The organism is Gordonia amarae NBRC 15530, assembly GCF_000241345.1.
GTDB lineage: Bacteria > Actinomycetota > Actinomycetes > Mycobacteriales > Mycobacteriaceae > Gordonia > Gordonia amarae.
The window spans coordinates 1-23,630 of the sequence record NZ_BAED01000068.1 but is presented as its reverse complement, the minus strand read 5'-3'; the positions used below and the strand labels follow the sequence as shown (position 1 = coordinate 23,630).

The window sequence follows — 23,630 nt, the reverse complement described above, 5'->3', positions numbered from 1 at the left end:
TCACAGATAGGCCCCGGTGGGGAGCTCCGCACGGTAGTCGCCCGCGGAGATCACGCCGATCAGGTCGGCGGTGCCGATGTGGGCGGTGTCCTCGACGGTGAGGATGGCCCGCCGGACGGCCTCGCAGATGTCGGCGCCGCTGCGTTCGGGCGGTAACGCCCGCACCACCTGGCGGACGTCGACGGTGTGGTCGAGCGTCGACAGTGCCCGGGTGAGGATGCCTTCGGCAGCGTGATCGGATGGCAGGTCCATCTCGATGATGCTGTCGAAGCGTGAGGTCCGGATCGCGGCGGCGTCCATCGCCTTCGGGTCGTTGGTGGTGGCGATGGTGAGGACATCGTTGTGCTGCCGGGCCCCGTCGAGCGCGGTGAGGAACGCGCCGAGACCGGCGTCGGAGGACCCGCCGCGCCGGCCGGCATACAGGTCGACGTCGTCGAGCACCACCACCGACGGTGACAGCGCATCCGCCTGCGTGTACAGCGCGGACAGCGCCTGCGACCCGACCTCCGGGTCGACGAGCAGCACGGTGAAACCCCGCGCCACGAGTTCGTGGGCGACCACCCGGGCCACGGCGGTCTTGCCGACGCCGGGCAGTCCGGCCAGCATGATGCCCCGGCTGGTGCTGAATCCGGCGGCGAGCAGGATGTCGCGGCGGTCGGTGACCGAACGGATCGACAGGTCGATCTCGTGCCACACACGGGGGTCGACGATCACGTCGTCGCGGCTCACCGGTTTCGGGTCGATGATGTCGAATACCACCGAACCCCCGGATGCGAGCGAGGAGATCATCTTGCCGCGCAACGGGTTGCGCAGCCGCATCCGTTCGCGCAGCAGGCCGGCGGTGTCGGTGGCCAATTCGCGGGAGTCGGGACCGGCGATAATGGTGATGCCGTCTTCCGATCCGATGTAATGGCGGTCCTCGGCGGTGATCTGCACCGCGATGGGTTCGGTTCCCACCAGCAGTCCGTCGGGAAAGAATGCGGTCAGGCAACTGGGTACCGAGATGTCCTCGGAACCGAGCCGATGACTGGTCCACGACGGATCCGAGTCGTAGTTTCCGGGCCCGACAATCACCCGGTGTTCAGTCATGAGGTCGGCCATCACCAGCCCGCCGGCGACGAAGGTGGCCGGTGTCAGCGCGATGCGCTGCGCGACCAAAGTGCTTCGGCGAACAGCCATATGGGTTTCGAGGAAGCGGTCGGTCGACTCCTCGTCAGCGGCCGCCACCGCACCACCGAGCAACTCGGTGATGAGTTCGATGGCACGGCGAACCTGGAAGTGTTCGCCGCTGAGGTCAATGTCGGTCATCGGTCTGGTCTTTTCTCTCATCTCTTGGTCGGTTCGGTTGCGAGACAAGGCGAGACCGTACCAGCGGTCGGCGTCGGCGGTCGACCGATTTATCCACAGGCCCGGAACGAGAACCGGCGGCGAACTCGTTACGAGTTCGCCGCCGGACGGGGTGGAGCGGTCATCAACCGCGGGATTCAGCCGATGCCGTTGTCCGCGTCGGCGTTGGTCTCGATGCGCAGGTTGCCGCCCCAGGCGCTGACGTAGCCGACGTTGCAGCCACCACGGATACCGGTGGCACGGACACCGACCTTGTGGGTTCCCGGGGTCAGCTGCATGTAGTAGCTGCCGTCCTTCTGGCCCGGTCCGACCCGCTGGCTGCCCCATTCGCGGCCGTCGACGATGATGTGGGCGATGATATCGGAGCAATGGTTGTAGTTGGCACGGAACTGGACCACCATCTTTCCGGTCGAGGTCGTCACCCGATAGGTGGGGGTGTTCAGGCATTCCTGGCTGGGGGTACCGGTGGCGTAGGAGCACTGCGGAACATCGATCGGATTGTTGGAGTAGATGGCCGCATTGGCCGGTCCGGCAACAACTCCCAGCGCGACGGCGCCGGCGGCGGCGAGCATGGTGGCGGCGGCGGTGGTCTTGGTGATGTTCATTGTTTTCTCCTGTGTTAGCTGGGTCCGTTTCGGACACCACAACTATCTGCCGGGCGGCAGGAACAGGCAATGGGCAGAACTCACCATCGGTATTGTTATCAAGAACGGTATTCGGGGCGCCCCCTATTGCACCCCGGAGTCACCCGACGATCTGCACGGACACCGCTTTCAGTTGTGCCCGGCAGTTGCCGCAGGCCAGACGCGGGATGAAGGCGCCTCCGCACGCGATGTGTGTGAACTCCAAGGCCGGTCCCTCAGGGGCCCGGAACCAGCGTTGCCCCCAGGCGATCATCAGCGCGATCACCGGGAAGAACGCGGCACCCTTGTCGGTGAGGCGGTAGGTGACCCAGTCCTCGCGCTCCGGGCGGGGTTCGGTCACGGCCACGCCGAGCTCGACGAACCGGGTGAGGCGGTCGACGACGATCGTCGGTGGTGCGGTGGTGCGGTCGACGAACTCGCCGAAGCGGTTGGTGCCGAGTAGGAGTGCGCCCAGCATCGCCGACGACCAGCGGTCGCCGATCAGCACCATCGTGTGCGGCAGCACCTGGGAAGGATGCCCGGACGCGGCGGAGCGTCGTCGGGAGATGGAGTCGGGCACGCTCCGCGCCCAATGCCCGCTGGGGCCTGGGAGAGTGGTCACGTCATGCAGACCGGCCGCCGATTCACAGGTGTGGCAGATCAATTCGGGAACGAACTCGTTGTCGCACCCGGTGTGGCGCATCTGCGGCAGCGAGGCTCGCGAGTCCGGCGCCCACCGGCGTTCCCAGGCCCACATGCTCAGCAGGATCGGCCAGACGTGGGCGCCGCGGTGAGTCAGGTGGTACTCGAAGCGCTGCGGCCGCTCGCTGTAGCGGACCTTGCGAAACAGCCCGCGTTCCGTCAGGCCGGCGAGGCGGGCCGACAGCACCGCGTTGGAGATCGATCCACGCGCCATCCAGTCGCCGTACCGCCGGCAACCGTCGACCGCGTGGCGCAGAATCCACAGATTCCACTCGTCGCCGAGGATGCCGAGCGCCACGGCGATGGCGTTGGCGCCGCCGGGTTCGAGTTGCGTCGGCGAGTCGGTCACAGCGTGAGTCTATGCGCCCGTGCCGACCCCCGAAGTCTCCCGAAGCCCGTCAGACGCCGACGACGAACGACGCGACGGTACTGGTGCTGCCGCCGATGTTCAGGGTCGCGGCGCGGCGCGCGGCGTCGACCTGGTAGCCACCCGCTGCGCCGGTGACCTGCTTGTGCGCGTCGAGGAGCATCCGGACCCCGGTGGCGCCGACCGGATGTCCACCACCGAGGAGCCCACCACTTGGGTTCATCGCGACCCGGCCGCCGATCTCCAGGTCACCGTTCTCGACGGCACGCCAGCTCTCGCCCGGTGCGGTGAGACCGAAGTGGTCGATCGCCATGTACTCGCTGACGGTGAAGCAGTCGTGCGTCTCGATCACGTCGAGGTCGTCGACACCGGCGATGCCGGCCCGACCGAACGCGTCACCGATCGCGTCAGCGACGTGCGGGAACATCAGCGGCGCGTCGGCACTGCGGGCGAGTTTGTCCTCGAGGCCGAGTCCGACGGTGCGGTGGCCCCAGCCGAGGATCGTCGAACCGGTAACGCCGGGATGCCGGTCCAGATACCGGCCGGAGACCAGGACGACACCCGCACCACCGTCGGTGAGTGGCCCGCAGTCGGCCTTGCGAAGGCAGCCCTCGACGAATGGGTTCGCCGCGTCGTCGGCGGTGTAGAAAGCGGGCGGGAACTCCCATGCCCGCGATTGGGCGTTCGGGTTGCCCTTGCCGTTGCGATGCGCCAATTCTGCTATCCGCCACAGGTATTCGGGATCGATGCCGTAGCGTTTGGTGTACTCGTCGGCGATCCGGCTGAACATGTAGGGCCAGATGTAGCGCGCATCCTGGCCCTCACGGCCGATCCACGCCGCGCCCATCATGTTCTGCGTGCCGATGTCGCCGGGTACGTTGCGTTCCAGTTCGACGCCGAGCACGAGCGCGCAGTCGTAGCGGCCGGACTCCAGGTCGGCCATCGCCGCGAGAATCGCCAATGATCCTGACGCGCAGGCACCTTCGTGCCGGGAGGCCGGCACACCCCATAGTTCCTCGCGCATCGAGGCGGGCATCGCGCCGAGCTGGCCCTGCCCGGTGTAGACCTGCCCGAACGCGTTGGCCATGTGGATCACGTCGATGTCGGTGGCCGGAACGCCCGACGCGGCCAGCGCACCGTCGACGATCTCGGCCGTCAACGACGCGAGGTCCTCGCCCTCGCGGGTCAGGTTGCGGGCGAAGTCGGATTGGTAGCCGCCCGCGATGGTCACCGGGGTTGTCATCGATGCCTGCTTTCGTCAGTACTCCAGTTGGCAGAGTATGCACCCCAGGGGGCGCTTGACAAGCGTTTCGACGACCTGTCACTCTGCCAACTATAGGAATGATTCGGAAACCTCGGAGAAAGGCGGCCCATGGACATCGAGGTTGTCGGCAAGTTGTTGTCGACTCTCCCCGCGGACGACGACCATCCGTACCGGACCGGACCGTGGCGGCCGCAGACCACCGAGTGGGATGCCGACGACCTGCAGGTCATCGAGGGTGCGATTCCGCCCGACCTGGACGGCGTCTACCTCCGTAACACCGAGAACCCGCTGCACCCGGCGATCAAGAACTACCACCCGTTCGACGGCGACGGCATGATCCACGTTGTCGGTTTCCGGGACGGAAAAGCTTTCTACCGCAACCGATTCATCCGCACCGACGGCATGCTCGCCGAGCAGGAGGCCAGGCAGTCGCTGTGGGCCGGCATGGCCGAGATGCCCGACTGGGCGGTCCGCGAGGACGGTTGGGGTGCACGGCGCCGGATGAAGGATGCGTCCAGCACCGACGTCGTCGTGCATCGTGGCCGGGCGCTGACGAGTTTCTGGATGTGCGGCGATCTGTACCGGGTCGATCCGTTCTCCGCCCGCACGCTCGGCAAGGAGGACTGGAACGGCGGCTTCCCGTACCACCTGGGCGTCTCCGCGCACCCCAAGGTCGACGACCACACCGGTGAACTGTTGTTCTTCAACTACGGCAAGGACGCGCCGTACATGCACTATGGCGTCGTCGACGAGCACAACGACCTCGCGCACTATATCGACGTCCCGCTGCCCGGACCGCGCATGCCGCATGACATGGCGTTCACTGAGAACTACGCGATTCTCAACGACCTCCCGATGTTCTGGGATCCGGAACTCCTCAAGCACGACATCCACCTGCCCAAGCTCCACGCCGACACCCCGGCCCGGTTCGCGGTGATCCCGCGACGGGGCCAGACCTCCGACATCACGTGGTTCGAGGCCGACCCGACCTACGTCCTGCACTTCGCCAACGCCTACGAGGACGGCGACGAGATCGTCCTGGACGGCTTCTACCAGGGCGACCCCGAACCCGGCGGGGAAGGGATCACCGACAAGTGGCAGAAGGCGTTCCGCTATCTCGCCCTCGACCATCTGCAGACGCGGCTGCACCGCTGGCGGTTCAACATGGTCACCGGGGCCGTGCGCGAGGAACAGCTCACCGACACCATCTCCGAGTTCGGGATGATCAACGGATCCGTCACCGCCCGCCCCCACCGCTACGTCTACGCCGCCTCGGGCGTCGACGGCTGGTTCCTGTTCAACGGGGTCGTCAAGCACGACCTCAGGACCGGCGCCGAGGAGTCGTTCTTCCTGGGCGACGGCGTCTACGGCAGCGAGACATCAATGGCGCCACGTGTCGGCAGCTCCGGTGAGGACGACGGCTACCTCATCACCATCACCACCGACATGAACGACGACGCGTCCTACTGCGTGGTGCTCGACGCCGCGCGCGTGTCGGATGGACCGGTCTGCAAACTCCGCCTCCCCGAACGGGTCTCGAGCGGAACCCACTCCACCTGGGCGGCCGGCTCGGAGCTGCGCCGGTGGCATGAGACCGACACCGCGGCGGCGGCCGTCGGGCTCTGATCGCCCGGGGGTATCCGGGTCGCGCCCACTATTCGGGCGTAATCCGGATAACCGCAGCCCGGCATCAGTCACAACCCGCTCGCCGGCACCCAGACTCACTGCTGGAATGTCCGCACAACTTCGAAGGGGACAGGTGCCCCTACGAGGACTCACCGTTCCGCTCGTGGATCACCACACACGTGGCACCTTGCGCGTCGGCCTCCTCCATGGGACATCTTGGGAACCAATGCTTTTAGACTCTGCCGGGTTGGTCGACTCGGCCATGAGCAGAGGCTCTACAGCCAGCGCACCGTCCGGCACCACTTCTCCGTCCCACTCAATCGTCACAGCTCCAAACTCGGCTCCTACAGGAGCCTTGGCCGGCCGTCTTGCTGGTGCAGGCTCACCCGATCCCGGTGCGAACTCGCTGAGCCAAGGCATCAGCGGCGAAACTGGGCCGGGGGGTCGTGGGGCGACGATGGGTTTGATAGTGGTGGGCAAGGTTGCCGGAGACAGCGGCTGCTTGATGTGGTCGTTCACTCCGACCGGTGTGGCGGTGTGCCATTGCCCGCCAATGTCAATGAGTGCGATCAGCTTCTCGTTGTTGGAAATTGCCATGCCGACGTCTATGCCGAGTGATGTTGCCAGCGCGAGGAATACGCATTCGGACTCGTATGGGGTTGCATTTCCGGCTTTCAAGACTGCCGCAGGTGAGCGGAGTGCACCTGCTGATGCTCTCACCTGAAGGAGTTGGTTCAGGCAGGATTGCAGGTTCAGGACCCGGGACTGCGTGTCGAGTGCCTTGCCGGCCAGGAGTTCGGCTATCTCGCGCAGTTCGGGTTCGGGGGTGATCTGGGGCCTGAGTTCGTCGAGTGTCCTTGATCGTTCACGCATGAGTATCCGGCGGATGCGCCCTGAATGCGGTGCGACTGCCATCGCCGGGTTGAGTTTTTTGATGAGGACGCGCGCCTTCTTCACGGCTTCACCGTTGGCTGTTACGCCATCGGGGAGGTCAGTGATGAGGTTCGCGTACGCGAAGTCGTTGCGCGCGTACAGCACGATGTCGGCTGCAAGTTCGTTGCGTGTGGTGCCGTACGGGACCGGGAGGTCGATACGCGCACCAAGCGCCTTCAGCTCGCTTTGTGCCGGGCCGGATCCGCTGTTGGCGACCACCATGATCCTGGCGGCGTATGGGCTGGCGTCGATATCGACCGCCGTTCCGTCCGGCGGTGACAGCACTAGGTGCGCGCGGTTGGCGATCAACTCATCGAACGCGTCTCCGGTGACGTCAACATTGTGTGGAGCGATGTTGATCCCGTTGGGATTGTCGTAACTTGCGGCACGTGCGCGTGCCCATAGCTCTCCCATGCGGCGTTCTCGGTGTTCAGGGTCGAGGAGTTGTTCCAGTAGCCATAGCAGTCGGCCTGATCCGCGTGTGGGTCGTGGTTCGAGGTTCCACCATTCCAATCGTCGGCCCAGGTCGCCGGCAACTGCCGGTGCCCAAGGCGATTCGCCAAGTTCCCCGAGTGCGTTGAGCCACGCCAGGTATCGGGGAAGTACGTCCACAGTGCGGACCAGTTCACCGCGCGACATTTTCGACGTACGGGGGACCGATAGTCTGCCTGGTTCGCGTAGCGCGGCTACGGCTACTGCGGCTGCGAACCGGCTTTTGAAGTTGTCGTCGTTGTGCCCGATGTGGACGCCCAGCCCATGGCCACATCCGTTGAGTGTCTGGCTTACCCAGTCCTCGTAGATTCGGGCGTTGATCGGCAGGTCTTGTATCGCAGGCACGCTGTTGACGATCAGGGCGAGCACCTGGTTCTCGGCCTCCAGTGCCTGGGTCGGAAAGCCCAAAGCGCCGAGGCCGTCGAGGATGCCGCAGGCGGCGCTGACACCGATCATCAGCCGGGCCGTGAGTTTGCCCAGGTCCGTGATGGTCAGTGTGCCGTTCTGGTCGGCGACCAGGCGATGTTTGACCAGCTCATCGATGACCGCGCCGACATCGTGCAGGTTGGAGGACTGTGCATAGGCGAACGTGCCTTTGAACCAGATCTGGGCGTCTTCGCGTGAGGTGATGGAACCGAGGAGGATCTCGGCGAGTAGGACGTCGTCGATCTGCCCGACGAGTTGGCTCTTGACTCGGTAACCTTCCGTCAGCTTTGCACGCCACTCGGTTTCGCGGTCTCTCGGTACCAGGAGATATCCGAAGCCTTCTGGTTCCTTGCCCGCTCTGCCCGCACGACCTAGCATTTGCTGCGCCTGGCTGACTTCGAGGTCGCTCACCCCGAGTTTCAAGTCACGGATGATCACAATCCGGGCAGGCGTGTTCACACCTGTCGACAATCCCGAAGTGGCCACGAGAGCCCCGATCTTGCGATCGTTGAAGGCACGTAAGGCCTCTGATGCTCGTGGAGCGTCGCGGAAATGGATACCGACGCCACTCGCCATTGCCTGGGTCACGAGCGCATGGTCATCGCGTTGCTCGGTTTCAACTCCGGCGAGCATCGCCGCCGTTTGCCGCACCGCGTTCTTGCTTCCGCAGAACACCAGGACGCTGCCCAACGTGCCGCCGTCCCGGCCGATAGTCTCGGAGACCTCGGGGTGATCTTCCGGACCGGTCGCTGCCAAGTCACTCAGCAACGCATTGATCGCGTTGTTCTTGCCGGCCTCGTCCTTGAGCCAATCGGTTCCGCCCGAACCCGGGTCGTAGGCGACGATCTGTGTAGTCAGGACCGTCGGGCGCCAGGTCGACGTGATCAGCGTGGCGTTGAACCATTTCGCCAGTTCGTCGGCGTTCGCCACAGTCGCCGACAAAGCTACGATTCGAGTGCGTGCCTCCGCCAAGCGCAGTCGAGCGATAACTGACTCCAGCACCGCGCCCCGTGACGGATCACCGACTAGGTGGACTTCATCGATGATCAGGCATCCAACCCTTTTTAGGAAGTCGCGAAGTGTCGACCGTCGGTACATCGACTCGAACTTCTCGGTCGTAGCGACCCACAGCTGTGCCTTCTGTGCCTTCTCACTTGACAGATTCACCTCACCGGTGAGCTGCAAGGTGCGGATGCCCAGGCTCTCCCAGCGCGCAGCCGTCTGCGCCACCTCCGCGGCCAACGCACGCGCTGGCATCAACCACACCGCCGGCTGGCCCTCCTGAACGATCGACCGCAGCGCCGCCACCTCGCCGACCAGCGTCTTCCCCGCACTTGTCGGTGCCACCACCATGATGTGTCCGGTAGCCGAAAGCACCGCCGGAACCGCCATCGATTGCAGGGGATTCAACGTCTTGTAGCGGTCGAGAAACCGAGTCAGCTCTACAGGAATCAAGGAGCTCGCCGGCGTCCACACCTCTTGGCCTACCGACAGCGCATCCCGGTCCGCCACGAGCTTGTCGAACAGCAGCTCGTACGCCTCAACCGTCTCGGCATCGCCATGTAGTCGGCCCGAGTTCTGGTTGACGTCCAGTTCTTTTCGAGTGAAGTTCGAGGACTGGATGAGAACAGCGTCGTCGGCCAGGACGTACTTGTCGTGGATGTTCTTGATCGTCACCACATCAACACCCGCATCACGAAGCCGGCCCAACGCCGCATCATTACTCCGATCCGGGCGAGAGATGACACGCACCTCAACGCCACGTCGTTTCGTGGCGAGCGCACAGTCGAGAAGCGTGCGAGCCGACTCCGACGTATCCCACCACGGCACGGTGATCCACAAACGCGTCTTCGCTTCCGCGATCATGTCGCGGAGCTGCGTGTATAGGCCGCTGGCCGCCGCGTCCTCGGAGGTGTAGCTGTGGAAGATCGAACCAGTCATGCGAGCACTCTCATTGAAGCCAGAATCCTGGCAAACTGAACGCGTAAACCGTACCAACCAGCATCACACCGGGGCGCTGTCCGTGGCCATGAGAAAGTCCCCATTGGTGGCCAGGTCGAGGTCCCCACTGGTGGCCAGATGAAAGTCCCCGCCTTGTGTTCGTCGTGTCGACCCGGAACTGAAGGCCCAGGCGATGACGGTGAAGGTGCCAACCACACACCATCACCGCCTGGGAGTTCCATTGAAGTCTGCGAAGGACCGTATGGACATCATTTCTGCTTACCGCGAAGTCGGAAGCTACCGAGGAGCCGCCGAACTGTGCGGCACCACCCACAAGACCGTCAAGCGTGTCGTTGACCGGTTCGAAGCCGGTGACGATTCGCGACCTGAGCGCGTTGAGCGTTCCCGCAACTATGACGCCGTGACCGACCTGGTCGACGAACGTATCAAACGATCACATGGCAAGATCACCGCCAAGCGACTGTTGCCGGTCGCCCGCACCGCCGGCTACGACGGATCGGACCGCAACTTCCGACGCCTCGTCGCGCAGTTAAAAGCACAGTGGCGCAGAAACAATCACCGAGGACGTCGCCCCGCCGTATGGGCACCGGGTGACTACCTGGTCATCGACTGGGCGACCGTCGGGGGCCTGCACGTGTTCTGCGCGGTACTCGCGTTCTCTCGCTGGCGGTTCGTTGCGTTTGCGACCAACGAAACCGCGACCACGACATTGATGTTCATCGCCCAGGCCTTCGAGCAGATCGGCGGAGTTCCCAAGCGGGTTCTGGCCGACCGGATGGGATGCCTCAAAGGGGGTGTCGTGGCGAACGTGGTGATCCCGACGCCGCAGTACGTCCGATTCGCCGCGCATTACGGCTTCGCGCCGGACTTCTGTCACGCATCCGATCCCGAATCCAAAGGCATCGTGGAGAACCTGTGCGGGTATGCCCAATCGGATCTGGCCGTCCCGATGTGGACCGAAGCCAAGGTCGCTGCCGGCCGTGACGACGTGGTCCTGGATGTGCATCAGACCAACATCGCAGCCCGAGAATGGTGTGTGGAGGTCAATTCCCGGCAGCACTCGGAGACCCTCGCGATCCCGAACGAGCGGTTGAATGCTGAGCGGGACGTGTTGGGACAGTTACCGTCTCTGCGGATGCAGGTCGGACCACCCCCGGCGACCCGCAAGGTTGATCGGCTCTCGTGTATCCGGTACGCCTCAGCCCGCTATTCAGTGCCCACCCGGTTGATCGGAACGACGGTCACCCTGGTGCAGGACGCCGGCCGGCTTCTCATCATCGAGTCAGGTAGCGCTGAGGTGGTGGCCGAGCACGAACTCGCCGCACCCGGTGAAGCGAGTGTCCTCGATGAACACTACGGTGGCCCCCGACCGGTACCGGGCCGCGGGCCTCGACCGAAAACAGCTGTGGAAAAACAGTTCTGCGCACTCGGCGAACCGGCCGAGCAGTTCCTCATCGGCGCTGCCGCGATCGGTAACACCCGCCTGAACTCGGAGCTGAACACGCTGCTTGCATTGGGTGCGGCCTACAGCGACACACAGCTACTGCAGGCACTGACCCGGGCGGTGGCATTCAAACGATTCCGCGCCGCTGACGTGCGGTCCATCCTGGCCACCGGCGCCGCAGCACCCACCCCCCGACCACCCGGGGATGCCTTGATCATGGACCTCCCCTCGGCGCCGACACGCTCACTCGATGCCTACAAACACACCCCGGCCACTGAGAGCGAGGCCTCCTCATGAGGACCACGACACCCAGGCCAACTGCACCACAAACGATCCCGGAACTACCCGCTGATCTTGATCTCGCGCTGCGGAGGCTGAAGCTGGCGGCGATCCGCCGCACCGCACCCGAAGTCCTGCTGACCGCGAAAATCCAACGCTGGACACCTGAGGAGGTGGTGCGGACCCTGGTGGAAACGGAAATCGCCGCGCGCGATGCCTCCAACATCCGCAATCGTCTCAAAGCCGCGGCGTTTCCGGTGGCCAAGACATTGGAATCCTTCGACGTGGCCACCTCATCGATCAAACCGAAAGTGTTCGACTACCTGTCATCACTGGAATGGATACGAGCACAACATAATCTGGCGATCATCGGACCCGCCGGAACCGGTAAATCCCACACCCTGATCGGGCTCGGGATCGCTGCCGTGCATGCCGGGCACAAAGTCCGCTACTTCACCGCCGCCGACCTCGTCGAAACGCTCTACCGCGGCCTCGCCGACAACACCGTCGGCAAAACCATCGAAGGACTCCTCCGCCAAGACCTGATCATTGTTGACGAAGTAGGATTCGCCCCGCTCGACGACACCGGCACCCAGCTACTGTTCCGCCTGGTCGCCGGCGCCTACGAACGCCGATCCCTCGCGATCGCCTCACACTGGCCGTTCGAAGACTGGGGCCGGTTCCTGCCCGAGCACACCACCGCAGCCAGCATCCTCGACCGACTGCTGCACCACGCCACGATCGTCGTCACCGACGGCGACTCCTACCGCATGAAACACCGAACGGAGGCACCCACCACAACCTGAACTACCCACACAGGGCGGGGACTTTTACCTGGCCACCAGCGGGGACATCAAACTGGCCGTTGACAGGCGCGCCGGAAAGGCTACAGCGGAACAAGAACCCCAGTAGTCGGCGCGCTGACGGGTGCGAGCACGTAAAGGCAGTTGTCACCGCTGGCCGACAATCCCATAGGCAGACCAGTCCTCCCCAGATGCTGGATCGCATGGTTCTAGCCTCGGAGCTAGCAACCACCGGCCACGACGGGGAACAGGCAATGCAGATACCTCACGCACTACAATCCGACGACCCCACACGGGCCAAGAACGTGCTGCAGGCGTACTTCGGTGATCCGTACCTACACGACGGCTTCACCGGGGCGAGTTTCGACTCCTGGGACTCTCTCGGCACCCGCGATGCCGACGCCAACGTGTTCACCGCCGACGACCTGATCGCCGTCACACTGCTATCCGTCAACGCCGGGCCCCGCGCAGCACAGGCGCTGCTGCGCGATCGACGAGCTGAGTTCTCGCCACTGCTTGCGGAGATCGGCCCTGACCGCGACCTCGCTGACGAACCTGGCCCCATAACTCCCGCGTGGCCAGCGTGGCGCCTGGAGAATCAGCTCCTCACAGTCCACGGCATCGGTCTCACGATCGCCTCCAAACTGATCGCACGCAAACGCCCACGCCTCTACCCGATCTGGGACACTGTAGTCGTGGACGTTCTCGGCACCCGCGGCAAACACCTCGCTTCCATCCACGAAGCGCTACGCACAACCCCTGCGTTACGCCGCCGGATCTCGAAGGCGCGTAAAGAGGCACACCTGCCAGAGGACATCAGCGAACTGCGAATACTCGATGTACTTGCGTGGATGCAGGGCGCTCGAGGACAAACCGGCCTTCCCGAAGGCAGCTGTCGAGATGCAGCGAAGACTAGCAAGACACGCCTCGCCACTTTGACAGATTCCCGGTGTGTCACCGGCACCAGCTAGATTAGCCGCTCAACCCGGCGTCCCGAGTTGGCTCATTCCTGAGCGCCTTGGAGGCTGAACCCCTGTTAACCAGGGGCGATGGGCCGTATGGTCGAACTCGGGGCGAGATTCTAGTCTGTGGGTGTGGTGGTCGTGCGGCCGGTGAATAGCTCGTCGAAAGCGCCAGAGTCCAGAGCGCGTACTCATATCGGGAGGCTCGCGACGATCAGGGCCCCAGTCAGAACCGCGCAAGACACTTTACATCATCCTGTGGTCACGCGGGTCATCAGGCCGGCCAGCAAGCTGAACTCGCTGCGAGCGCTACATACGCTTGCGCAAGTTCACTGTCTCTCCGCTCTTCGATGCGAACTCTTGCTGAGTTTCCACCCGAGGGGAAGTCCACTCACGAGGAAACCTTCGTCACACGACTGTAGTGAGGGTACGATCTGCAAGTCACCCCTATTGGCTTGAGGTTTCGAGCAACCTCGCCACCCGACATCACAAGTCGACCTGCACCAGCAGCCGTGAGGACCAGTAAGTGACCCCATACTTCTTCGGTAGCACCCAGCATCGCCGAGACAACATTCGGCGCGCTCGACTAGCCGCGATCGGCTAGGACATCGAGACCGCCATGCAGGTTTCGAGTTCGCTGCTGAACCATCAACGAACTTAAGGCCGCAAGCACTTAGACACTAGAAGAGCGCTTCCATCCGGCGTCGTAGCCTTTAGCAAGTTAGGCTACCTCACCTAAGGCTTTGAGAACGAGATCACGCAATCGTGGCGGTAGGGATTCTATGCGATGCTTGCGGACTTCTCCTCGGTATTCCGCACACCAGGACTTGTACAAAGACGGGTTGTCCAACTTGAACTGAGCGATTGTTTCTTTACCCTGCGGAGAAATACCCTTCACCGGAGTAGGCTTGCACCTACCTCCAGGGTAACCTCCCTGAAAATGCGCGGATTCAGGGCCATTCAGGTAGGGATGGAACATTGTGAATGGTAGCCGGTTATATACTTGAGGCACACTTGAAACTGGCGGTGGCGGTAGCGGAGAATTACTAGTTTTGATTGACGAGTTACATGAGCCACAGGCGACGAGCAAGTTTAGTGGTTCAAATGTCCATTCCGGATAATTGGCCTTCGGAATAAAGTGGTCTAGAGTGACTTGTCTTCTGTGTCCAAGGTCGCCTACCGATAAGCGGCAGAATGCACACCTACCGTCTTGATTACCCAGTGCCCATGCGCGGAACTTCTCCTTGAACCGAGTTGTCACGGTTGCGCTCGAGTCCCAACTACGCCAATGCCCATTTGAATCTTTTCGATCTACCGCCGACACATTTAGTATTACTGGAGGTGGCTTAAACGATTTCACGAAGGCAGCCTAAACTCAGACGCAGCGGCTTCCAATATTTCTTTCACCACTGGGGTGTCGTCGCCCGAGATTTCCTTGAGACGGTAAAAAGCTCCCCGTATCGACTCCAGTGTCTCGCTTTCTGCCTGATCGATCGGGCCGCTCGCAATCGCACTAGCCAGGAGTACGAGGTCGTCCTCTACCAGAGAATTTCCTGTTGTACGGGCACCGAAGGCGCGGTACAAGAGCGTCTCCAGGTCTCTCCCGTAAAACGGGTCTCTGTATTCAATAAAACTACCCCAACGCTCGCCAGGAAGTACCAAATCTGAGCCATCCGAGACTATGTGCGGGGAATGTGTAGCGAAGAATAGATGACAGCCATACCCAGCGGGAATTATGTCCCGGAGTAGCGGGAGGAGCTGCGATTGCCTGGTTGGGTGTAACGCAGTTTCGGGATCATCCACTAGAACTACGGAACCCGGAGTAACAAACGCAACAATTCTGGCGACCATGGATAGGAAGAGGAGTTGACCGGTACTCAACCGATCATAATTGAGGTCGGATTCAGGTCCGAACGAGACGTCGGCATCCATAATTCCCGACTTCTTCGCTAGTCGTAGCAATTCAAGACGATCGAACTTGATTGATCGTGCCACCTGGGCAAACTGAGTGAGCTGCTCTATAGGAGATAAGTGCTTGTTGCCATCTGTGAGGCCCAGGAGTTCACCGTACGCCGACCGTATCTCACTTTTCGCCAGTTTGACACCATCCAACCCTTTGCTGAATACATCGAAGCGTGGACCCCTATCCTCGGAGGAGCCCGGTGGCGCCAGGGCGGTAAATCGAACGGAAGGCTCGGGCAGTCCCAGCAGATCAGCCGTTTTCAGGATTGCATTACGGCGCCATTCGTCAACGAATGCTATAGCGATCGAATGTTTGGTCAGGCTACGAATGACACCCGTTGTTGTGTAATTTCTCGCTTTCCGAACTCCCAGGTATCGGTACTGAGATTCGCCGTAGGTGCGAAACGTGAATCCATCCGAGATTAGGTTCGAGATTGCAAGAACAGCAGGTAATTCTGGTCGCAACTCAGGAAACACCCGAAGCAATTCCGGCCGCAACTCAGGAAACACCCCAAGCAACTCCGGCCGCAACTCAGGACCCCCCTGAAGCAGTGCCATCACCTGACGCAGCTCCTGACGCAACTCCAGCACTTGGCGCAACTCCTGAGGCAACTCTGCATTGTCTATTGATAGGTCTTGCTCCATCAGTTGCGTTGACTCGTCGGTCGATAGGACTTGCTCCATCACCTGCATTGCTTCGTCTGCGACGGCCCGCAGTAGCAGACTCTTTCCGCTAGCGTTCGGTCCGATCACCACGGTGAAACGGCATCGGGTAGCATGGTCCTCCGACGGCGAAAGCGTGAACGTCACGGGGCCTTTTGTAATCTCCTTAATCCAGTTGGGCAAAGCGCTCCTCTTGTCATGTCCTCGGCAGATGGTCCTGTCACTCTACCTTCTGTTCCACGCGACCGGTACTAAAACACCGTCTATGACAAACACAAACAAGCCACGGACGGCTAGTCGATCAACTCAGCGTCCTGACTCGTCATGTTCTTTGGGGATTTTCGAGCTGACGGGCCTGTGAACTGGGATTCTAGTCGTGGCGGGCACTAAGACAGTGTTGTCGGCTGCGGTTGTGGTGTGTGCGAACGGTGAAGACCCCGTCAGCAGCGACGGGGCCAGAGCGTTCCCTCAAATAGGGAGGCTCGCGACCGCTCGTGTGAGAACACCTGATCATCCCGTTGTCGCAGGCCTCAACGGCGTTCCGAAAGGTACCCACGGTTACATCGGATCAACGAATGCTGGGACACCATCGGCGTCTTGTAGGTCCACATTTGGATCGTGCTCGTCAGTAGGAGCACCTTTCCAGGTCACGATCTCTTCCCATACCGGTGCGCCGCGAAGCCAGTAGTCCAAGCCAATGTTCTGACCGCGCACATTTTCCCACGATACCTTCCAACGCGGTTTGGGAGTATATGGCAGTCCCAGCGAATCAGCCAGGTACAAGGTCGATTGGATCGCAGCCTGCAAGGCCGCCGAAACAGCATTGAACGCGTGATGAGATGCCACGCTATAGCCACCGTTGACACCTTCGTGTGCCATTCCGACCGCTCGCCTCGACTGACTTGGGTCACCATGTGCGAACGAATGACGGATCTTAACAGTGGCATCGAGGAACGCGAAGGCATCAGGGCCGGTGTGCCGGTAGTTGTGGCGTGAGCGCCACGTACCGTTTCCTTCCCCTGTATCAGTCTCCGATGCTGTGATCGACAGATCCCAGCTCTCCATAAGGTCGACGTGAAAAATGCTCCAGAACAATTTCCGAATATTTCGAGGGCTGGGCGTCTGAATTTCACCCTTTCGCCCAGTGATTGTATACCAGTCGTTACCGTTCTCCGGAAGAGGCTCGGCAATCTCCTTCGCCTGAACTGCGAGCGTTTCGAAGAACGCCTCGATACCACCAACGGCGGCAACCACTACGGCTTTGTTCATGCTTTTGTGGAACACCGGAGGCGCACCGTTACCGCGACCAGTATCGTTGATGCGTCGCTGCCTGAGATCCGCTAGAGACTTCTCAACCGCGACATCCAGCAACATGGCGTCCGCGAAGCACTCCGGCAACTGGTCCAGTACGGATTGGAACACATACTTCCTCATGCTCAGTACCCTGCCACAGGGTGAGGTTCACGAGGACGATGGACAGGCTTGGATCGTTCGCCAGCGTGCGCGTTAGCCGACCTCGAAGTCGGTTTGGCGAGATCAGAGCCAACGAGTTGTGCCGTCGTCCGCAACTGTAGCGAATGGCTCTAGTTGGGCCTGCGTTACACCCTATTTGACGCAAACAACGACGCTGCGACGCTTGTGGTACCCGTGTTCGGCCGTTGACGAAAGCGATTCGGCGTCAGAACAGGCGCCGGCCCTGACATCGACCACAGCACGCGCTTACACAGGGCGCGGTTCCGGTCGGTCCTGTCCTACCGCGGCGTTACGCTTCCCTCAAGCTCGGTCGATCGATGAGGAAGGTGGCCACGTGCTTGTCAGTGGATGGCAACAGGCGCTCACCCTGGTGGCCGTACTCATCCCTGGTTTCGTGTTCCAGGGGGTTCAGAGTGCCCGGATCGGCCCCAATCCGGCTGACCGGGAGCTGACTCCGCGACTGATTCGTGCATTGGCGCTCTCGGTGGGGTTTCTGCTGCTCTACATACTGTGTCTGGGGCCGAGCTTTACTGGCTGGCTGCTCGACCCTCAGCACGAACTCGGTGGTGATCCTCGTCGCGTCGGTATCGTCGGCATTGTCCTTGTCTTCGTCATCCCTGCTGTCGCTGGCCATATAGCCGCCAGTTTCCTAACCCGGCAGGCGTATAACCAGACGACGTTCTGGCAGACACTGTTCCATCGAGCAGACGATCCCGGAGCCATGTCGTGGCGGCGGGCCCTGTTCAGCAAAGAAAGCAACTACAACCCAGTTCCGACGGCTTGGGACTACGCGACCAGCAACATTGTTGAGGATGGGAGTTTCATCCGGATCCTCAACGCTGAGGGGAACTGGATCGGTGGGCGAGTGACCGGAGCGGCATACTTCACCAGTTATCCCGAACCACGGGACGTGTTCATCGACGAGGCATGGCGACTCGACGAGGACGGCACCTTCATCGACCAGATCTCTGGGCCAGCGGGTGTGTGGGTTCCATGTACTGATGCACGACTAGTGCAGATCATCCCACCGCCACCGCCGGATCCCGCCGACGATGCGTGATCCATGCGCCCAGGCTGCATACTTGAACCACGAGGATATGAGGAGGTGGTTGGCATGACGAGGCGCAAGACATCCACAAGCCGGTGGATCGCGCCCCGCGGCGGAGGCTACCGGCCCGGCGGTGAGTTTACGCCCGCCGATCCGAAGAGCGAACACCGCAACCCGACTGCCCCGAAGGGGTCGGCGGGTGTCGTGACCAGTGGAAAGAAGCGCACATAGTTATGACTGACGAGACCCGAGCCGAAGGTTTCACCGGTGGTGGGTACATGCCTATCAACCGACGACCCGCGCAGGGGGAACCCGAGCATACTGGGGGACGCCAGCCTCGCCCGAACCCCCAGCCGGCGGGTCGACCACAGCAGATCAAGCCGCCTCCTGGTGGTGGCGGAGTTCCGAAACCACGTCCGAGCACGTAGCCAGCACGGCGTCGCAGGGCCAGATGCTCGCTCGTGCAGTCGGTGCCACACTTCGGCCGCGGCTCATCGCCCGTGTGGAACCGGTCGATCCACTCGGCGTCGACCTCCCACTCGTGGGCGCAGGTCCCACAACGCATGTATCGGAGTCGGTCGAAGTCGACTGGGCGTTCGGTCACGATTCCACGCTCCACTGACAGAGCTGCAAACTCGTGGCGGTGTAGGCGGGCGTTACTCAATCCTGGTCGTCATCGTTGCTGGGTTCACCCTCACCACCAGCCGGCTTTGGGTCGGGTTCGCACTTGTGGAACGCCTTGTGGGCGTCGAAGGCGACTACCCCGTAGTACCTGCCGAGCTCGTCACTCCGGCCAACTTCATCGAGGTACGCCTGCAACTCATCCTTGGACGCGCCCTCCTCCAGCTTCCGCACCACCTCGCGTCGCATGATCCGAGGTATCCCTCCGACCATCTCGTCGTAGCTGTGACGCCACAGCTCTCGGTATACACGCACATCGGGAGTTACGCCAGAGTCGAGGAACCACGACTCATCACCGGTGGTGAACCTCCACGCGAATTTGCGGCGCGAAAGCGTCGGACGCCGCCCGGCTGCCGTGGCGGTGCCTCGAATCACGATCTCACCGTCGCGGTCAGCGTGATATTCGACCAGTGGCCATAGGTGGTAGACCCGCGACGTGGTAGACCCCGCTTCGAGCCTGGTGGGTCCCGACGTAGGCTTGTTCAACTCCGGCTCCGAGGCGTCGATATTCCTGAACGACCACGGCACGACCGAGCTGCGCCCGCGCCGCAAGCGTGAGGAGCGCCCGATGTCGAGGGCGATGTTGTCGACCGAGACCGGCGAGCGTCCGACGTTGGTCACCCGCACACGCACCACCTCGATGCCTAGGCGCGTCGGCTCCCCCGGGTGGCCCGCGATGAAGTCGTCCCAGGTCATCCGCCGGGTACCCGTGACCGTCTGTACGTGCCCGTACTCGTTGTGGAACTCCAGCACGGTCTGGACCCGCAGCCGCGCGCCCGAGAGCCGGTAGAGGGTGAACTGCCAGAACAAACCGCCGAGGGTAATGGCCGCACTGATGATCGACACGATGAGAGCGACTGTCGCGGTTGCCATGTCAGCGTCCTATCAGTTGTGTGCCGAGGCCACCGCGATGCTGACGGACTTGTGTTTGTGGCGACCCAACGGCGTTTCCCGGTCAGCGCGACACGAGATGCTGTGCATCTGGAACTACAAACTCATCGTTGACGCATAGTCGCCGATTCCGACGCCCGCCGTCATACCGCTCGCCCTCGTCGCGCGCCCTGGCGTTTCGTCTCTCGCGGTCAATCTCAGCCCCTCACTCATGTACCTCTGGTACCTCTGGGCTGCACGCTGTACATGGATCGTAACCGACCCGCCACCCGGAATCATATCGCTCGTCGCGTCGGCTTCACGAAACGGGATCGTCGAGCCGTTCGGGAACGCGATGCGGTACGGCTTCTGTGTGTAGACGTAGTCCTGGCGGTGGGTCCACTTCGAGTGTCGGAAACTCGTGCAAGTTCTCATGCAGCACCATTTCCGATGAGGAGTGCGCCGGAGCCACGGCACGGAACACTGGAGGCGTGCTACCAGTACAAGGCTGACGAGATGGAGTAGGAGTCGCCGGAATTGACGGAGGATGACGAGTAGTCTCAGGCGACACGCGTAGATCGAGCGACTTAGTGTGTCGGACCCCACCGTAGAATGGACGAACTAACTACGGGAGGGGCCGACATGAGCACGCCTGGCCAAGGCGACTTCGATATCGACCCTGAAATGAAAGCTGCCGCCCGTAGATTCGTGCAGACGGGTGCCCAATTCAAACTCCCGCCCGAGACCATCCGTTCACTGACGTACCTCACATCGATGCCCCCCGCGTTGGACGCCGTGCGAGACAGCATCATGAAGCAGCTCGGACCAACCCTTGCGTCCTTCAACCAGTTCGGCCAGTACCAGGCAAATGTGCCAGGTCCGCAGCTGGCACGGGTTGCCGCGACCATGTCGAACCTGGACTTCGGGACGAGGCAGCTTGCAACCTCGCCGGGGATGAAGGCGCTCGCTGAATCGATGAGGTCGTATCGAGCGTTCGACTATGGCATCTCCGCGCAGATGAGCGAAACCGTCGCCGCGATCAACACTGCGGGGTTCGCGATATCACAGCAGGCCGACATTCTCGCCAGCATGAGACCGGTGATGGAACAGCTCAATGCGAGTCTCGTCTCCACCTATAAGATCACGCACGCCTTCACTGTTGCGAACTCATCTGCGCTGTTCGGTGCGAGCCAAGCGTTGGCCAGCCTAAACGAGTCACTGAAACTCAAACAATCGCTGATCACCTCTGACATGGCTCGAGCGATTTTCGCTTCTTCCGAGGCGCTCCGCAGCATAGATGCGCAGACACTATCCAAGATCCACCTCGCCGCGGACTACGCAGAGCGAGTCGATGCGATCCTCAGCGAAGACGAAGCAGTCGCGACCGTTGCCGCCGAGGTCGAGAAGCGGTTCATCGATCGGTTCAAGATGAGCCGCCGGAGCGCACAGAAGGCTGTGAGGGCGCTCATCTGGATGACGATGTTCAGCGCCATCATGGTGGGCATCTTCGCCGGACCTCATTTGGTAGCGCAGGTGATCAGCTCGGTCCTGTCGGCCACCGGAGCCCTGAACGCCGACAACGTCTCGAAGTATGTTGCGAAGAAGCTGGTCCCGGACGAAAAGGAACCGCCTCAGTCGTGACGATGCCGCTCAACAGTCGGGCCAAAGGACCGAGCCGCGCTGGGCAGGGAGCTCGTACACCGTGAGGAGAAACTGACCATCGCGAGGATCTTGGACGAATCCATCGCCGAGTTAGGTGCAAACCGGGAAAGCCCAACCACCTTGCACGCCATACACTCTGACAGGACCATCACCTGCGTGAGCATGTAAATGGCAGCACGTTTGGCAGTCGAGCTCAGAATTTTCCCTTCGTGATCTCCCGCACAGCGTCCTTCTCCAACTCCGCATCGGCCAGCAGCCGCTTGAGCCGCTTGTTCTGATCGCGCGATCCTTGAGCTCCTTGGCCGCGTCAGCGCCCATATCGCCGTGGGAGCGGCGTCAGCTGTACAACCTGGCTGCCGACACCTCCAACTCGTTCGTGATCTGCTCACCGGTCTTGCCCTCGGCCGCGAGCTCGTCGGCGCGCCGCAGCTTGCGCAGGGTGTCCTCCGCCGAGTGACGTTTTCGTTGCCATTTCCCTCATCGTCCGTTCTGCCCTCATCAGGGCAATCAGGACTCGAGAACTACCTGGACCGGTTCACGGGGGGACATGCCAGCTGCACTCGGCCCTGATTCGCTGTCCCGCTGCACTGAGTACCGCTGTCACTACGATGACTTAGTCATGAATGGAACAGCAGAACTTGTCGACCGGTTGCGTGCACTGTCACGTGACCAGTTCGGGCTGCTCACCACCACCCAAGTGCAGGCCGCCGGTGTCACCGACGATCAGATCAGGGAACTGGTAGCCACCGAGAACATGTGGGAGTCAGCGGACGGCCTGTGGGCGATCGGCGGCCCCGACTTGCTGCTGGTCGAGGACTGGGCCGGTATTTGGTTGACCCTGGACCTGGACACGCCGATCAGCGAACGCCGCCATCACCCCGACACCATCGTCAGCCACGAAACCGCCGCAGTGCTCCGCGGTTTGGGTTCGGTCGCCGGCTACCAGTTCACGCTCACCTCACCGAAGCCGATCGAGCGGGAATTGCCGAACACACGGGTCGTGGTCGCCGACTTCGACTACAGCGAATGGTCATTGGTCGACGGATTTCCCGTCGCATCCCCAGCCCGCATCATCGCGGACCTCACCGCCGACCGCATCGACGGATCCCACGTGGGCACCGTCCTGGAAACCATCCTCATCGATGAACTGCTGACCCGGGAACAGGTAGCGGACCTGATCGCGCCGCACACCTGGCAGTGGACGAACACCCTCGCCCCCGACCAGGTCATCGATCTGCTCATCACCGCCAGCGACCGCAACGCCTGAGCTGCACCGCCGTGGCTACTCCCAATCACGGCTAGCAAGAACGATCAAGTCCGGTGTGTTCCCTCACCGGCTCGATACAGCGAACTTGTCCAGGATCGTGTCCAGCCAGTTGATGCTCTGACCTGGCTTCCACCACCTTCGATATGTCAATCACCCAGGGTCAGATGCGCCAGTCGCCGACTCCGTCTCCCCGCCATCGCTGGCCACGTCGACATGGCCGTGCCGCGCCATCTCCTCAACAATCGCCTCCACCCGCGCTGCCTCGCAGGGTCAGCCAGGGCGTCTTTCAGACGCTTGTTTCCTCACCCGCGTTCAATCCGCTCACTCGAAGCCATTAGCATCACGATCCTGTGGTCGAGCCGGGCCTTGAATCGCCCCGGGTTTGCTGGAGGCTCGGTTAGTTGGTTCCAGCGGTTGCCGGGACCGGGTTCTCACGGTAGCTGGTGACCGTGTGGGTCGACCAGTAGGCGGCCTCGTATTCGACGGGCGGGACGTGTCCGATCTCGCCGTGCAGACGGCGGTGATTGAACCAGTCGATGTACTCGGCAACGGCGATCTCGACCTCGCCGACACCGACCCAGCCACCTCGAGGACGCATGACGGGGTTGCGGACGCATTCGGCCTTGAATAATGAGTTGAACGCTTCGGCCATCGCATTGTCGTACGAATCACCCTTGGAGCCAACGGAAGTCACCGCTTCCGCTTCGGCAAGACGTTCGGTATAGCGGATGGCTCGATACTGCACTCCGCGGTCGGAGTGGTGAATCAGCCCTG

16 protein-coding genes are annotated in these 23,630 nt (G+C 62.1%); 7 read left to right on the top strand and 9 right to left on the bottom strand.

The annotated features are described in order from the left end of the window. The 4 genes from GOAMR_RS20030 to GOAMR_RS20015 form a co-directional block, all read right to left on the bottom strand. Nucleotides 1–1,308: an ATP-binding protein gene (locus GOAMR_RS20030; RefSeq protein WP_005192307.1), complete on the bottom strand. Its 1,308-nt coding sequence runs from the start codon at nucleotides 1,306–1,308 to the stop codon at nucleotides 1–3. Nucleotides 1,309–1,484: 176 nt separating this feature from the next. After that, the gene (locus tag GOAMR_RS20025; RefSeq protein ID WP_005192305.1) at nucleotides 1,485–1,952 is read right to left on the bottom strand and encodes a hypothetical protein; all 468 of its coding nucleotides are present in this window, start codon (nucleotides 1,950–1,952) and stop codon (nucleotides 1,485–1,487) included. Nucleotides 1,953–2,091: 139 nt separating this feature from the next. Continuing rightward, a complete protein-coding gene (locus tag GOAMR_RS20020) occupies nucleotides 2,092–3,021 on the bottom strand; it encodes a winged helix-turn-helix transcriptional regulator (RefSeq protein WP_005192304.1) in 930 nt (309 codons plus the stop codon). A gap of 49 nt (nucleotides 3,022–3,070) precedes the next feature. Beyond that, nucleotides 3,071–4,282, bottom strand: a complete 1,212-nt coding sequence (locus GOAMR_RS20015; RefSeq protein ID WP_005192302.1) for an acetyl-CoA acetyltransferase — start codon at nucleotides 4,280–4,282, stop codon at nucleotides 3,071–3,073. 129 nt (nucleotides 4,283–4,411) lie between these two features. Between GOAMR_RS20015 and GOAMR_RS20010 the strand changes: the two genes are divergently transcribed. Continuing rightward, on the top strand, nucleotides 4,412–5,929 hold the full coding sequence (locus GOAMR_RS20010) for a carotenoid oxygenase family protein (protein WP_005192301.1): 1,518 nt from the start codon (nucleotides 4,412–4,414) through the stop codon (nucleotides 5,927–5,929). Between the two features lie 168 nt (nucleotides 5,930–6,097). Here GOAMR_RS20010 and GOAMR_RS20005 read toward each other — a convergent pair whose 3' ends face one another. Then, nucleotides 6,098–9,721 (bottom strand): DEAD/DEAH box helicase, encoded by a 3,624-nt coding sequence (locus GOAMR_RS20005; protein WP_005192299.1) that lies wholly within the window; start codon nucleotides 9,719–9,721, stop codon nucleotides 6,098–6,100. Between the two features lie 241 nt (nucleotides 9,722–9,962). Here GOAMR_RS20005 and istA point away from each other — a divergent pair, with 241 nt between their 5' ends. From istA to GOAMR_RS19990, 3 genes are all read left to right on the top strand, one after another. Then, entirely contained in the window at nucleotides 9,963–11,483 is a 1,521-nt protein-coding gene (gene istA / locus GOAMR_RS20000; protein WP_138943832.1) for an IS21 family transposase, read from the top strand. Beyond that, nucleotides 11,480–12,271: an IS21-like element helper ATPase IstB gene (gene istB / locus GOAMR_RS19995; RefSeq protein WP_040515920.1), complete on the top strand. Its 792-nt coding sequence runs from the start codon at nucleotides 11,480–11,482 to the stop codon at nucleotides 12,269–12,271. The genes istA and istB overlap by 4 nt, the downstream gene beginning before the upstream one ends. Before the next feature lie 200 nt (nucleotides 12,272–12,471). Next, a complete protein-coding gene (locus tag GOAMR_RS19990) occupies nucleotides 12,472–13,239 on the top strand; it encodes a DUF6308 family protein (RefSeq protein WP_244427462.1) in 768 nt (255 codons plus the stop codon). 1,347 nt (nucleotides 13,240–14,586) lie between these two features. On the opposite strand, the gene GOAMR_RS19985 is transcribed toward GOAMR_RS19990, so the two are convergent. Together GOAMR_RS19985 and GOAMR_RS24890 are read right to left on the bottom strand one after the other, a co-directional pair. Continuing rightward, entirely contained in the window at nucleotides 14,587–16,002 is a 1,416-nt protein-coding gene (locus GOAMR_RS19985; RefSeq protein WP_040515919.1) for an ATP-binding protein, read from the bottom strand. Between the two features lie 411 nt (nucleotides 16,003–16,413). Next, nucleotides 16,414–17,289: a hypothetical protein gene (locus GOAMR_RS24890; protein ID WP_138943831.1), complete on the bottom strand. Its 876-nt coding sequence runs from the start codon at nucleotides 17,287–17,289 to the stop codon at nucleotides 16,414–16,416. Nucleotides 17,290–17,662: 373 nt separating this feature from the next. On the opposite strand from GOAMR_RS24890, the gene GOAMR_RS19980 reads away from it, so the two are divergent. Further along, on the top strand, nucleotides 17,663–18,388 hold the full coding sequence (locus GOAMR_RS19980; RefSeq protein ID WP_040515918.1) for a DUF6338 family protein: 726 nt from the start codon (nucleotides 17,663–17,665) through the stop codon (nucleotides 18,386–18,388). Between the two features lie 648 nt (nucleotides 18,389–19,036). On the opposite strand, the gene GOAMR_RS19975 is transcribed toward GOAMR_RS19980, so the two are convergent. Next, complete coding sequence (locus GOAMR_RS19975; protein ID WP_138943830.1) at nucleotides 19,037–19,867, bottom strand: hypothetical protein; 831 nt, start codon at nucleotides 19,865–19,867, stop codon at nucleotides 19,037–19,039. A 702-nt stretch (nucleotides 19,868–20,569) separates the two neighbouring features. Between GOAMR_RS19975 and GOAMR_RS19965 the strand changes: the two genes are divergently transcribed. Further along, nucleotides 20,570–21,568 (top strand): hypothetical protein, encoded by a 999-nt coding sequence (locus GOAMR_RS19965; protein ID WP_138943829.1) that lies wholly within the window; start codon nucleotides 20,570–20,572, stop codon nucleotides 21,566–21,568. A 640-nt stretch (nucleotides 21,569–22,208) separates the two neighbouring features. Continuing rightward, complete coding sequence (locus tag GOAMR_RS19960) at nucleotides 22,209–22,856, top strand: type IV toxin-antitoxin system AbiEi family antitoxin domain-containing protein (protein ID WP_040515917.1); 648 nt, start codon at nucleotides 22,209–22,211, stop codon at nucleotides 22,854–22,856. Nucleotides 22,857–23,253: 397 nt separating this feature from the next. Here GOAMR_RS19960 and GOAMR_RS19955 read toward each other — a convergent pair. After that, a partial coding sequence (locus GOAMR_RS19955; protein ID WP_005192266.1) for an IS3 family transposase occupies nucleotides 23,254–23,630 on the bottom strand: 377 nt, incomplete at its 5' end.

Coding starts and splice junctions, on each gene's coding strand:
- GOAMR_RS19965 (WP_138943829.1), top strand. CDS start 20,570: ATGAGCACGCCTGGCCAAGGCGACTTCGATATCGACCCTGAAATGAAA.
- GOAMR_RS20015 (WP_005192302.1), bottom strand. CDS start 4,282: ATGACAACCCCGGTGACCATCGCGGGCGGCTACCAATCCGACTTCGCC.
- istB (WP_040515920.1), top strand. CDS start 11,480: ATGAGGACCACGACACCCAGGCCAACTGCACCACAAACGATCCCGGAA.
- GOAMR_RS24890 (WP_138943831.1), bottom strand. CDS start 17,289: ATGAGGAAGTATGTGTTCCAATCCGTACTGGACCAGTTGCCGGAGTGC.
- GOAMR_RS20030 (WP_005192307.1), bottom strand. CDS start 1,308: ATGACCGACATTGACCTCAGCGGCGAACACTTCCAGGTTCGCCGTGCC.
- GOAMR_RS20005 (WP_005192299.1), bottom strand. CDS start 9,721: ATGACTGGTTCGATCTTCCACAGCTACACCTCCGAGGACGCGGCGGCC.
- GOAMR_RS20010 (WP_005192301.1), top strand. CDS start 4,412: ATGGACATCGAGGTTGTCGGCAAGTTGTTGTCGACTCTCCCCGCGGAC.
- GOAMR_RS20025 (WP_005192305.1), bottom strand. CDS start 1,952: ATGAACATCACCAAGACCACCGCCGCCGCCACCATGCTCGCCGCCGCC.
- GOAMR_RS19960 (WP_040515917.1), top strand. CDS start 22,209: ATGAATGGAACAGCAGAACTTGTCGACCGGTTGCGTGCACTGTCACGT.
- GOAMR_RS19990 (WP_244427462.1), top strand. CDS start 12,472: ATGGTTCTAGCCTCGGAGCTAGCAACCACCGGCCACGACGGGGAACAG.